This is a genomic window from Pectobacterium versatile (assembly GCF_003932035.1).
GTDB classification, from domain to species: Bacteria; Pseudomonadota; Gammaproteobacteria; order Enterobacterales; family Enterobacteriaceae; genus Pectobacterium; species Pectobacterium versatile.
Window position 1 is genome coordinate 2,189,357 of record NZ_CP034276.1, and the last position, 12,968, is coordinate 2,202,324.

The window sequence follows — 12,968 nt, forward strand, 5'->3', positions numbered from 1 at the left end:
ATTTTAGGAAATAAAAACCATAAACTCCATAGAAACCATAAAGTTTATTTTGAGCGTAAAATCAGCTAACTGCCTGCGTAATAAACGATTTTTAAATATAAACCATAAAAACCATAAACGCCTTTAAAACTCGTTTTTTAATTTGAAGGGAATCACATAATAATAGGTGCCCGACCCCTATCATTCGCGGACAAAATAAAACGGGGACAGAGTTATGAGCACGACTGATGATTCATATATTGTGGTAAATAATGAGGCGGCTGGGAAGGCCTCATTAAAGGAAAAATGGTGGCACGTTCTGGATACCTATAAAGTAGGTATTATCCCAGTGCCGCTCTTTGTGTTGGCGGGGGTATTAATCGGCATCGACTGCCTGAGTGGCAAGTTGCCGAGCGACATCGTCGTGATGGTGGCGACGCTGGCATTCTTCGGGTTTGCCTGCGGTGAATTTGGTAAACGTCTGCCGATTATCGGCAAGATGGGGGCGGCGGCAATCTGTGCGACCTTTATCCCCTCGGCGATGGTGCATTACGGCCTGCTGCCGGACGTTGTCGTTGAATCCACGACCAAATTCTATAAAAGTACCAACATCTTGTATCTCTACATCTGCTGCATTATTGTCGGCAGCATCATGAGTATGAATCGGCAGACGTTGATTCAGGGCTTCCTGCGTATTTTCTTCCCTATGCTGTGCGGTGAAATAGCCGGCATGCTGGTGGGCATGGGCGTCGGTATTGCGCTCGGCCTGGATCCGTTCCAAATCTTCTTCTTCCTGATTCTGCCGATTATGGCGGGCGGGGTGGGTGAAGGTGCTATCCCGTTGTCTATCGGCTATGCCACGATTCTGCATATGGATCAGGGCGTTGCACTGGGGCGCGTCTTGCCTATCGTGATGTTGGGTAGCCTGACCGCGATCATCCTTGCCGGTGTTCTGAATCAGTTGGGTAAACGCTTTCCACACCTGACCGGTGAAGGCGAACTGATGCCGAATAAAGACAATAATCTGGGCGGTGGCGCAAGCAGCACACCGGCTTCTGCCTTTAGCGGCAAAGCTGACGTCACGACGATTGCCTCTGGCGCTCTGCTGGCAATCCTGCTGTATATGGTGGGTATGCTTGGCCACAAAGTCATTGGCCTGCCTGCACCAGTTGGCATGCTGTTCGCTGCGGTGTTGGTGAAACTGGCTCACGGTGTTTCACCGAAAATGCTGGAAGGTTCTCAGGTCGTTTACAAGTTCTTCCAGACCTCTGTGACGTATCCGATTCTGTTTGCCGTTGGCGTGGCGATTACACCGTGGCAGGAATTGGTGAACGCTTTTACGATTCAAAACCTGCTGGTGATTATTTCTACCGTAGTGACGCTGGTCGCAACTGGCTTCTTTGTGGGTAGAAAAATAGGTATGCACCCGATTGATGTTGCCATTATTTCCTGCTGCCAGAGCGGACAGGGCGGTACAGGTGACGTTGCGATTCTGACGGCAGGTAACCGTATGGTGCTGATGCCATTCGCGCAGATTGCTACGCGTATCGGCGGTGCGATTAACGTTTCGATATCACTGCTGGTGCTCGCCAACTTTTTAGTCTGATGTCATTCAGAAAATAAAAAGCGCTGAGCTATACCCGTCATACTTCAAGTTGCATGTGCGTTGACTGCGTTCACTCACCCGAATCACTTACTTGAGTAAGTTCATCGGGATTCGCTCTCTTGCCGCCTTCCTGAAACTCGAATTATTTAGGGTATATAAATATTACGTTGAAAATGTGTTGAGTTAACGAAATAAAAACCGCCAATGCGCGTGGGTTTATTTTGCACAGGAAATATTATGAAACTTGCAAGCTATCGTTATAACGGTAAGGACAGTTACGGCATTTATACGCCAACGGGATTAATCGATCTTGGCGGTAAAATTGGTCACCGCTATCCCGATCTGAAAACACTGTTGGCGCAGAATGCGTTACACGTGGCACACGAATTCAGTATGAGTACGCCGGATATTCCGGTCGCGGATGTGACGTTTTTACCGGTTATTACCGCACCAGGGAAAATACTGTGCGTGGGGATGAATTACGCCGCTAAACGTCAGGAATTTAATGAAGAGAATCCCGCGCCAACATTATTTGTGCGCTTTGCGGATTCGCAAACCGGGCACGCGACGCCAGTTATCAAACCGCATTATTCCAGCGAGTTCGATTATGAAGGCGAGCTGGCGGTCGTTATCGGTAAAGGCGGACAGAATATTTCTCAGGATGTCGCGCTCTCTCATGTCGCAGGCTACAGCTGCTACATGGATGGCTCCGCACGTGACTGGCAGCACAGCTGGTTTACTGCGGGTAAGAACTGGCAGAAAACCGGTGCGTTCGGTCCTTATCTGACCACCACGGATGAAATTCCCGATCCGCATGTACTGGCGATCCGCACGTATCTGAATGGCCGCATGGTGCAGGACGACAATACCAGCAGCATGATTCACAAAGTCGCGGAATTAATTGAATACATCAGCACCTTTACCGAGCTGAGTGCCGGCGACGTGATCATTACCGGTTCACCGGGCGGCGTGGGTAAAAAACGCAATCCACCACTGTTTATGAAAGCGGGTGACTGCATTGAAGTTGAAATCGAAAACATTGGTCATTTGCGTAACACGATAGTGGATGCCGCTGCGCCGTTGAAATCGGTTCAGGCAACGGCTGAAGCCGTCGCGCACTGACTATCCGTGTAAGTACCAGGCTGCCGGCGCTAAACCGGCAGCCTGCAATAGATTGCCTAAATAATTCGAGTTGCAGGAAGAACCGTGATGTATGCCAATGATTCCGTCTTTTTTGACACGCTGGATGTGCGCCTTCGGGAGCAGGAGAGGGATGCCGTACGCCAGTTCCTCGCACACTGCCAGCTCGGCATGGATGACGATATTGACATCGTGGTGGTTGGCAAACTGGGCGGTCGGTTGATTGCCTGCGCAGGGCTAGCTTCCAACACCATTAAATGCGTTGCGGTCGATCCTGAATTCAGACACCTCAATCTGGGCGTGCAGGTAGTGAATGAAGTGATGCAGCAGGCGGCGCAGCGCGGCCACTTCCACCTGTTTCTCTATACCCGACCAGAAAATGTCGACATCTTTCGCGGATGTGGCTTCTACCCGCTGGCGTGCTATCAGGACAGCGCGGTGCTGATGGAAAACACGCCGATTGGCATTCAACAGTATTGCCAGTCTTTAGCGGCCTTTGCGCATCCTGAACCGCTCGCGACGCGGACAGATAAAAAGATCGGCGCGATTGTGATGAACGCGAATCCCTTCACGCTGGGCCACCGCTATCTGGCGGAGCATGCGGCGCAGTCGTGTGATTGGCTGCACGTATTCGTAGTACGGGAAGACGTGTCCTTCTTCCCGTTCAGCGAGCGTCTGGAGATGGTGCAGCGCGGTGTGGAACATATCCGCAATGTGACGGTACATGCTGGTTCGAACTACATGATCTCTAAGGCGACCTTCCCCGGCTATTTCCTGAAGGAAGAGAAGCTAATCACCCGTGCTCATGCGGCGCTGGATCTACTCATTTTCAGGAAATATATCGCGCCGGCTCTCGGTATTACCCAGCGCTTCGTCGGCACCGAACCTTTTTGCCCGGTGACGTATCAGTACAACCAGGACATGCACTACTGGCTGGAGAAAGACCAAACGGTGTCTTCCCCGGCGTTAAACGTGGTTGAAATTGAACGTAAACGGCAAACCTCAGGACTGGCAATTTCCGCTTCGGAAGTCAGGAAATTACTCAAACTTCGGCAGTACAGCCGTATTCAGGACATCGTGCCGGCCTCAACCTTTGCGCATTTACAGCGCTACTACGAACCCGAATACGCGTAATTAAAATTAATCAGGATAAGTCTATGAAGATTGTTAAGGAGTCCTTAGCGGGCACCTTTGAATCCAGCGATTTGCTGGTCAAAGTGGCACCGGCTGACGGGAAACTCACCGTGGTCATCAACAGCGAAGTGATGAAACAGTTCGGCCATCAAATCAAACAGGTCGTGAATGACACGCTGAAAGCGCTGGGCGTACAGGAAGGGACGATCATTGTGGATGACAAAGGTGCGCTGGATTGTGTCATCCGTGCTCGCGTGCAAAGTGCGGTGCTGCGCGCCGCAGACGGACAGCAGATTGAATGGGAGAAATTGTAATGAATAAACTTCGCCGCAGCATGTTATTCCTCCCTGGCGCGAACGCCGCCATGCTGTCCAATGCGTTTATCTACAAGCCTGACTCCATTATGTTCGATCTGGAAGATGCCGTTTCCCTGCGTGAGAAAGACACCGCGCGTCTGCTGGTTTTCCATGCGCTCCAGCACCCGATGTACCGTGATATTGAAACCGTGGTGCGCATCAACCAATTAAGTACGCCGTTTGGCCTGCTGGATCTGGAAGCGGCCGTGCGCGGTGGTGCCGATGTGATCCGCCTGCCGAAAACTGACTCCACCGACGATGTCGATGAGCTGGAACACCATCTGGTTCGTATCGAGAAAGCCTGCGGTCGTGAAGTCGGCTCCACGCGCATTATGGCGGCGATTGAGTCTGCGGTGGGCGTGATTAACGCCGTTGCGATTGCCCGTTCTTCCGAGCGCATGATCGGGATTGCGCTGGCGGCGTTCGACTACGTGATGGATATGCAGACGGAACGCGGCGACGGCACAGAGCTGTTTTATGCCCGCTGTGCGGTGCTGCATGCGGCTCGCGCTGCCGGTATCGACGCCTTCGACGTGGTCTATTCCAACGTTAATGATGACGCGGGCTTCCTGAAAGAGGTCGATCTAATCCGCAGACTGGGCTTCAACGGTAAATCCCTGATTAACCCGCGCCAGATTGAGCTGTTACACAACGCCTATGCCCCTACACAGGATGAAGTGGACTATTCCCATCTGGTGATCAAAGCCGCCGACGAGGGCGAACGTGCCGGTCTGGGCGTTATTTCCCTGAACGGAAAAATGATCGACGGGCCAATCATCGACCACGCCAGAAGCGTGCTGGGACGGGCTCAGGCCTCCGGCGTTCGCAAATAGCCATTGCGTGATTGCACCGCAATTGCCGCTCTCAGGAATCACAGGATTAGACAATGAGTCATTTTATTGAAGCACTGCAAAAGCAGTACCCGGAAAAACGTCATCTGCAACCCTTCGTCAACGCCAACCACAATACTCCGTGGCTGAATGATGTTGTCCAAAAGCATGAACGCAAACTGTGCGCCGATCTGGAAGAGGCGATTCGTCGTAGCGGACTGAAAGACGGGATGACGATCTCTTTCCACCACCATTTCCGCGAAGGCGATAAGGTCATTAACCGGGTGATTGATACGCTGGCACGCATGGGCTTTCGCGATCTGACGCTGGCATCCAGCTCGCTGATGAGCTGTAACGCGTCGCTGATCGACCACATCAAAGCGGGCGTGGTCAGCCGGATTTACACCTCGGGGATGCGCGGCAAATTGGCCGATGCCATTTCTCATGGATTAATGAAAGAACCGGTACAGATTCATTCCCACGGTGGTCGGGTTCATCTGCTGCAAAGCGGTGAACTGAATATCGATGTCGCTTTCTTGGGGGTTCCGTGCAGCGATGAATTTGGTAATGCCAACGGCACCGCGGGGAAATCCAGCTGTGGTTCGCTGGGCTATGCGATGGTTGATGCGCAGTTTGCCCGTAAAGTGGTGTTGCTAACCGAAGCGCTGGTGCCGTTCCCGAACATGCCAGCCAGCATTGTGCAGGATCAGGTGGACTACATCGTTCAGGTCGATGAAGTTGGCGATCCGGCCAAAATCAGCGTGGGCGCGGCGCGCGTCACCAGCAACCCACGTGAATTGCTGATCGCTCGTTCCGCGGCAGACGTGATTGAACATGCCGGTTATTTCAAAAATGGTTTCTCGATCCAGACCGGTTCCGGTGCGGCTTCTACAGCCTGTACGCGTTTCCTCGAAGATAAAATGCGTCAACAGAACATCGTAGCGCGCTTCGCGCTCGGCGGTATCACGGGCGGGATCGTCGATCTTCACGAAAAAGGGCTGATCGAAAAACTGATCGATACCCAGTGTTTCGATGCCAATGCGGCCGCATCGCTGGCGAAGAACCCGAATCACGTCGAGATTTCCACTAACGTTTACGCCAACCCAAGCTCTAAAGCCGCCTGCTGCGATCAGCTCGATATGGTGATTCTCAGCGCGCTGGAAATTGACACTGATTTTAATGTCAACGTCATCACCGGTTCAGACGGCGTGATGCGCGGCGCGTCCGGCGGACACTGTGACGTCGCAACGGCAGCAAACCTGACCATCGTGGTTGCGCCGTTGATTCGTAGCCGCATCCCGACTGTGGTGCGCCAGGTGACGACGCGTGTTACGCCGGGAGAAAGCATTGACGTACTGGTGACCGATCACGGCATTGCCGTCAACCCGGCGAGACCTGAAGTTGCTGAACGCCTGAAACAGGCGGGGCTGACAGTGATGACGATTGAAGATCTGTATCAGCGTGCGATTGCGCTCGTGGGGGAACCACGCGCTATCGAGTTTCACGATCGCATCGTCGGCGTTATTCGCTATCGTGATGGCAGCGTGATTGACGTCGTTCGTCAGGTGAAAGAAGCCGACGAATAAGCGTAAACGCATGAGGGAATCGATGATGACAAATGCTGTTTCCATCTCGCTGGAAACCTTACTCGCGGCGAAGGAACGCCGCGCAGTTCGCCAACAAGAATGGCTTGCCCGCCACGGTGCGACGCTGGTGTCGCTGACGCTGGTCACGCCGGGGCCGGTAAAAGATAGTGAAGGCTATCGGCAGGTGATGGCCGAAGCCATCAAATCGTTTGCCTTGCTGTGTCAGATGCGAGGGTGGACGGTACTGGAGCAGCAGATATGCTGGCTGGCAACGGGCGCGGAAGGACTATGGGCGATCACCAAAGATGCGCTGTCGGTGAAAGCCGCGACCATTGCGCTGGAAGATAGCCATGAGCTGGGGCGGCTATGGGATTTCGATATCTTCAGCCCGGAAGAAGGATTGATTGGCCGGTCGATGCTGGCGCACAGCGGGCGAACCTGCCTATTGTGCGATCAGGTGGCACACGCCTGTAGCCGTTCACGTCGTCATTCGTTGCCTGAGCTGCTTGAGCATATTGAGGAAAAGGTTAATGCCTACTTTACGCCAGCCTGACGGTATCCTGTCTGCGGCGGTCTCCCGTTCTGCTGTCGGCGATTATCGGGAGCGCGACGCGTTACCGGATATCGACCAGCGGGTGGCGCACGCGCTGACGATGGAAGTCATGCTGACACCGAAACCCGGACTGGTGGATCGCGCCAATAACGGATCTCACCGTGATATGGATGTTGCGCTGTTTCAGACCAGCATTCAGGCGATTTCGCCCTGGTTCCGGCATTTTACGGATGCGGGTTATCAGCACACTAACACACCGCTAGCGCAGTTGCTGTCTCAGGTTCGACCTATCGGTATCGCCTGTGAACAGGCGATGCTGTTAGCGACGAAAGGTGTGAATACCCATAAAGGTGGGATTTTCGCATTTGGCCTGCTGTGTACGGCTGCCGGTTGGCTGGCAGGACGGGGAGAGCGTGTAACGCAGCGTAGCCTGTGCGATAGCGTGGCAGCAATGTGTCACGATGTGGTGCGAAATGAGCTGGAGACGTGTTCTGGCGCCGCGACGGCGGGTGAACATCTCTATCAGCGCCATGGCCTGACGGGGGCGAGAGGGGAAGCCGCCAGCGGTTTCAATACCGTATGCCAGTACGCGTTGCCTGCCTTGCAGCAGGAGATTACTGCTGGGGTGGATGACGAAACCGCGCTGTTACGGACGCTAGTGGTGTTGATGGCCCACAATCCTGATACCAATGTCGTTTCACGCGGCGGCATGGACGGATTAGCGTTTGTGCAAGATTACGCACGGCGATTGCTGATTGGTCCGCTGGATCGTCAGGCGCTGAGAGAGATGGACGACGCGCTGATTGCCAGAAACCTTAGCCCAGGTGGTAGCGCCGATCTACTGGCCTTAACCTGGCTGCTGTACCACTATCCTGCTGAATAGCGAACGGGTGTTATATAAGGAGCGGCTGGCTTCGCGATGACTGGCGTCGATAATTTTCATCATTTGACGGCTCCTTAACACTTTTCCTATTGTTCCACTAAAGTTATTGAGAAAATTGCCGATATCGTTTTCACCAACTTCTACCTTTCATGCTTCGAGTTACGTACGTGCTGGCTGCTCAAATTCTTTTCCATGAGTTTGTTCTTTGCTTGCCACGTGATGAGGCGCATAAGTGTGCCTTGCCCTAAAGGACCAACGTTTTGTCCTGTCACTCGATGTATTTAAGGTAGGTTTCATGCTGTTTCAGGTACTCCGAGTAATCGTTTTCAATATGCAGCCAGTACAGTGCATCGTGTTGGCACACATGGGACTTGAAAGATAACGAAGAGGCGTGCATCAATATAAGCCATTGACACATAATCCGTGTAAACAATGGTGGGGATGAAAGCGGTGAATGAAAATTTGAAAGAGCAGTTTGTTAAGCGCAACAAACTGGCCATCTGTGCAACATTGCGCGAATTAAAGAAGAATGATACGTCTCTGATGGTTCATCATCCTCACGGACAGTTCATCAGTAAAATTCTTGACGTCGTACCCGATAACAACCTGTTTGTCTTCGATTTAGGCGGCATTGAGCGTGAAAATAACCGCGCACTGTATGCGGGAGCGCTGTCTTTTGTTGCTGAGCCTGCCGGTGCAAAAGTTGAATTTAATGCTGAAATTGCGAAGACGGTAACTTACGACGGGCTGCCAGCCTTTAGCGCGCAGATTCCTGAATTGCTTTATCTTATCCAACGCAGAACCTATTTCCGTATTAACACGCCGCTGTGGCCGCCGTTGACGTGCCGTGGCGAACTGCCGGATGAGAGCGTTTTCCTGTTCACCATCAAAGATCTTTCTCTGGGTGGATTGAGCCTGTATACCGACCGGGATACCACGGGGCTGTTGACTGACGGTGACATCATTAAGAGCGTGGAGATGGACCTGGCTGACCACGGTTTCTTCTGCGTTGATTTGCAGTTCGTCGGTCAGGCAATGGTGAAGATCGTCGATAACAAAGGCGACTTTAAGCTGACGCAGCGTTTGAGCTTCAAGTTCCCTTCGCTGAACGCGGCGCAGGAACGCGATCTTCAGCAGGTGATTTTTGAGTTGGAAAGATTACAAAACGAAAAGAAAAAGCGGTTCCAGGAGTTGTAATTTTTAAGCACAACTTTTTGTTTGGGCTTCACACATAACAGCAACGTTTTTATAACGAGTATTAGCTTATTTATCCTACTTATTACCCATAATTCATGCGAAAAGCCAACGTACAGGCAGCGCGAAGAAGGGTGGGGATAAATAAATGGTTTTCAACGTTCTCAGAGCCTTGTCAGATGAGATCGAGTGGTGCAGAATACGCGCCTTGCAAATAACCGACGTCTAATAGCGTCGGTTATTTTTTTACATTTATGCTCGTCATACTTCAGGTTACAGGGGTATTGGTGTGGTTTCTTACCTTTCTCTGTGACTCAGATTGGCTGGGTATAGGGTCTTCAACCAAAGAGGCCGGACAACGATCCGGATAGATAATTTTGTGTGTGCCTGTGAGCACAGTGAGGAAAGGAAAGATGGGGCAATTAACACGTTTCGCACCGGTGCCCGCCGGTTTGTGCTGCAAAGGTATTGGTTATGGCGCGACGCAGTCGCAAGTTATCTCTGGTGCTGTTACAGCCACCTCTTCTCATCGTGATTCAGGCGAGTCCTGTATCCACTCCCTTATTTTTAGTGCGTTCGCCGACAACAGTGCTGCCTTTGCTGTGACTGATGGAGGTGTGCGCCATGTCGCTTGATTCTCAACTGCCTAATACTGGCGCAAAACGTGCTCAGTTAAAAAGAACGCTCACGCTGTGGCCTGTCGTTATGATGGGGCTGGCGTACATGCAGCCGATGACCATTTTTGATACCTTCGGTATCGTGTCTGGCCTGACCGACGGCCATGTGGCGACTGCTTATGCGTTTGCGCTGATCGCCATTCTGTTCACGGCGCTGAGCTATGGCAAATTGGTAAAACGTTTCCCATCTGCGGGTTCTGCTTATACCTACGCGCAAAAAGCGATCAGCCCGCATGTCGGATTTATGGTCGGTTGGTCGTCACTGCTGGACTATCTGTTCATGCCGATGATCAACATTCTGCTGGCGAAAATCTATCTGGAAGCAATCTTCCCCGGCGTACCGTCATGGATTTTTGTGGCGGCGCTGGTCGGCTTGATGACGCTATTTAACCTGCGTGGCATCAGTCTGGTTGCCAACCTGAACTCCATTATCGTGGTAGTGCAGGTTGCGATCATGGCGGTATTCCTCGGTCTGGTGATTCACGGTGTTTATCTGGGCGAGGGTGCGGGTACGCTGACCAGTACGCGTCCGTTCTGGTCTGAGAACGCCCATGTGGTGCCGATGATCACCGGGGCAACCATTCTCTGCTTCTCGTTCCTGGGTTTTGACGGCATCAGTTCGCTGTCGGAAGAAACGCAGGATGCAGGTCGGGTGATTCCAAAAGCCATCTTCCTGACGGCGCTGATCGGCGGTGTGATCTTTGTTGCCGTGGCGTACTTCCTGCAACTGTATTTCCCAGATATCTCACGCTTTAAAGAGCCGGATGCGTCTCAGCCGGAAATCATGCTTTATGTCGCGGGTAAATTCTTCCAGTCCGTTATTCTGGTGTTCTCCTGCGTCACGGTGCTGGCATCGGGTATGGCCGCACATGCAGGCGTGTCTCGCCTGATGTATGTCATGGGTCGTGATGGTGTATTCCCAGAGCGCTTCTTCGGTTACATCCACCCGAAATGGCGTACGCCGTCTTTGAACGTCTTGCTGGTTGGCGTCATTGCATTGTCTGCGGTGTCGTTCGATCTGGTGACGGCAACCGCGCTGATCAACTTCGGTGCGCTGGTGGCGTTTACGTTCGTGAACCTGTCGGTCATTTCACAGTTCTATATTCGTGAACGCCGTAACCGCACAGTGAAAGACACCATTAACTTCCTCGTGATGCCTGTGCTGGGTGCGTTGACGGTGGGGGCGCTGTGGGTGAATCTGGAAGCCAGCTCGATGACGCTGGGTCTGGTGTGGGCAACGATTGGATTGCTCTATCTGGCATTCGTGACGCGCAGCTTCCGTCAGCCAGTACCGCAATGTAGTGAAGAGCCGGTTTAAATAAACTGACGGCTTAAAAGCGGAGCCAGTGTGCTCCGCTTTTTTATGCTTTAGCCCACTAGCTCCTGCGCATAGGCGTACAGCGCTTTTAGCTGTGCCATCTTCTCTTTATCGTCTTCATGCAACTGATACAGGCTGCTGAGTTCTGACAGATAGGACTGCAAGCGCTCCGGCGTAAATACTGCACGCCGATGCTGCAACCAACGCTGCTGTTCGCGGTCATCCAGCGTGCCGGGGAAATTGCGGGCACGGTAGCGGAAGAACAGCGGTTCCAGACGATTATCGGCAAACGTGAGATCCAACGCGGGAAGGTTCTGCGGGGTGGTCTCCTGAATAATCTTCATCGCCATGCGGTCGGCATCGCCAAAGAAGCCATCATAAAGCCGTAAATCGACATCATCAGAGGCGGCGAAAGCAGGAGCGTCGGCAAACAGTTCCACCACTTTTTCTCTGACGCTCGCGTTGTTACGCAGCACGGCCAGATTGTCTAAACAGCGTTGACGATCGATACCTAATCTTTCTGCGTCTTCTGGGCGTAAGGTATTGGCCGGCGCTAAGACCGGACATTTGTTGATGTGCACTAGCTTAAGTGGAACCGCGCTCTGATTGGCTTCCAGTGCATCCCGACGGGTGTATAACCGCTCACGCAATGCTTCGCTGTCCAGCTCCAGCAGCGGTGTCATATCGCCAGCCAAATCGCACATGATAACCGCATTACGGTTGTCCGGGTGCCAGGCGAGCGGCACAACCCAACTGGTGTTACTCCTTGCCGCGCCAAACATGCCAGACACGTGAACGAGCGGCTTCATTTGCGGGATATCGATCAGCGCGGAAATTTTGTTTTTGTTACGCAACGGGAACAGATACTCAAACAGTTTGGGCTGCGCTTGCTTAAACCGTTTCGCCATAGCGATGGTGGCATAAACGTCGGACATTGCATCATGCGCTTGCTCGTGCGCGATGCCGTTGGCTTTTGTCAGATGTTCAAGGCGGAAACTGGGCAGGCCGTCATCATTTTCCGGCCAGACGATACCTTCCGGCCGCAGGGCATAGCAGGCGCGTAACGCATCCAGCAAATCCCAGCGGGAATTCCCGTTTTGCCAGCTGTAGGCATAAGGATCGTAGAAGTTGCGATAGAAAATATTGCGGCTGACTTCATCATCAAAGCGAATGTTGTTGTAGCCCATGATGCAGGTGCCGGGCACGCTGAATGCCTCGTGGATCTGACGGGCGAACTCCGCTTCATTGACGCCTTTTGCCAGCGCGACCTGCGGTGTAATTCCGGTGATCATCACCGCTTCTGGTTCCGGCAGGTAATCATCCGACGGACGGCAATAAATGACTAGCGGCTCACCGATAATATTGAAATCCATATCGGTACGGACACCCGCAAACTGCGCGGGGCGATCGCGCGCCGGATGCTTACCGAACGTCTCGTAGTCGTGTATGAAAAAAGTGGGTTGTGTTTTCTCGGCCATATATGCAGTTAGCTACGTGTGCGCGCTAAGCCTGAAATCAGGCAAAACAATCTGGAAAACGGCAAGGATACCATTGAATCGACTTTTCTGTGGCGCTTTCCTGATTTGCATCACTTCCCTGACTTACATCAATAGGAGGGTAGACATAATCGCTAGGCATGACTGTGTCCATTCGGTTACAATTTTCGTTTTAATGCGAATGATAATTAAATTCTTTATTGCCGCGTAGCGTCC

The 12,968-nt window shown here is 52.5% G+C and carries 12 protein-coding genes; 11 read left to right on the forward strand and 1 reads right to left on the reverse strand.

The features are described 5' to 3' along the window. Positions 1-214: 214 nt before the first annotated feature. The 11 genes from EIP93_RS09935 to EIP93_RS09985 all read left to right on the forward strand — a co-directional run bounded on the left by EIP93_RS09935 (position 215) and on the right by EIP93_RS09985 (position 11,256). On the forward strand, positions 215-1,585 hold the full coding sequence (locus tag EIP93_RS09935; protein WP_103940554.1) for a 2-hydroxycarboxylate transporter family protein: 1,371 nt from the start codon (positions 215-217) through the stop codon (positions 1,583-1,585). A 237-nt stretch (positions 1,586-1,822) separates the two neighbouring features. Beyond that, positions 1,823-2,707 (forward strand): fumarylacetoacetate hydrolase family protein, encoded by an 885-nt coding sequence (locus tag EIP93_RS09940; RefSeq protein ID WP_103940552.1) that lies wholly within the window; start codon positions 1,823-1,825, stop codon positions 2,705-2,707. A gap of 87 nt (positions 2,708-2,794) precedes the next feature. Beyond that, entirely contained in the window at positions 2,795-3,859 is a 1,065-nt protein-coding gene (citC, locus tag EIP93_RS09945; RefSeq protein ID WP_125232652.1) for a [citrate (pro-3S)-lyase] ligase, read from the forward strand. Positions 3,860-3,882: 23 nt separating this feature from the next. Continuing rightward, positions 3,883-4,173 carry a citrate lyase acyl carrier protein gene (gene citD / locus EIP93_RS09950; RefSeq protein ID WP_103860880.1) on the forward strand — a complete coding sequence of 97 codons (291 nt, stop codon included), beginning with the start codon at positions 3,883-3,885 and terminating at the stop codon, positions 4,171-4,173. Beyond that, complete coding sequence (gene citE / locus EIP93_RS09955; RefSeq protein ID WP_116587004.1) at positions 4,173-5,048, forward strand: citrate (pro-3S)-lyase subunit beta; 876 nt, start codon at positions 4,173-4,175, stop codon at positions 5,046-5,048. Before citD ends, citE begins: the two co-directional genes overlap by 1 nt. Before the next feature lie 53 nt (positions 5,049-5,101). Then, positions 5,102-6,631, forward strand: coding sequence for a citrate lyase subunit alpha (gene citF, locus EIP93_RS09960; protein WP_125232653.1), 1,530 nt, complete (start codon positions 5,102-5,104; stop codon positions 6,629-6,631). Between the two features lie 25 nt (positions 6,632-6,656). Continuing rightward, positions 6,657-7,184 (forward strand): citrate lyase holo-[acyl-carrier protein] synthase, encoded by a 528-nt coding sequence (gene citX / locus EIP93_RS09965; protein ID WP_107332973.1) that lies wholly within the window; start codon positions 6,657-6,659, stop codon positions 7,182-7,184. Beyond that, positions 7,162-8,067 carry a triphosphoribosyl-dephospho-CoA synthase CitG gene (citG, locus tag EIP93_RS09970; protein WP_125232654.1) on the forward strand — a complete coding sequence of 302 codons (906 nt, stop codon included), beginning with the start codon at positions 7,162-7,164 and terminating at the stop codon, positions 8,065-8,067. The genes citX and citG overlap by 23 nt, the downstream gene beginning before the upstream one ends. 441 nt (positions 8,068-8,508) lie before the next feature. Beyond that, the gene (locus EIP93_RS09975) at positions 8,509-9,264 is read left to right on the forward strand and encodes a flagellar brake protein (RefSeq protein ID WP_103860876.1); all 756 of its coding nucleotides are present in this window, start codon (positions 8,509-8,511) and stop codon (positions 9,262-9,264) included. 410 nt (positions 9,265-9,674) lie between these two features. Continuing rightward, positions 9,675-9,896: a hypothetical protein gene (locus EIP93_RS09980; protein ID WP_010305272.1), complete on the forward strand. Its 222-nt coding sequence runs from the start codon at positions 9,675-9,677 to the stop codon at positions 9,894-9,896. Next, positions 9,886-11,256, forward strand: a complete 1,371-nt coding sequence (locus EIP93_RS09985) for an APC family permease (RefSeq protein ID WP_103940542.1) — start codon at positions 9,886-9,888, stop codon at positions 11,254-11,256. The genes EIP93_RS09980 and EIP93_RS09985 overlap by 11 nt, the downstream gene beginning before the upstream one ends. 50 nt (positions 11,257-11,306) lie before the next feature. Here EIP93_RS09985 and sbcB read toward each other — a convergent pair whose 3' ends face one another. Beyond that, complete coding sequence (gene sbcB, locus EIP93_RS09990) at positions 11,307-12,734, reverse strand: exodeoxyribonuclease I (protein ID WP_125232655.1); 1,428 nt, start codon at positions 12,732-12,734, stop codon at positions 11,307-11,309. Positions 12,735-12,968 lie beyond the last annotated feature (234 nt).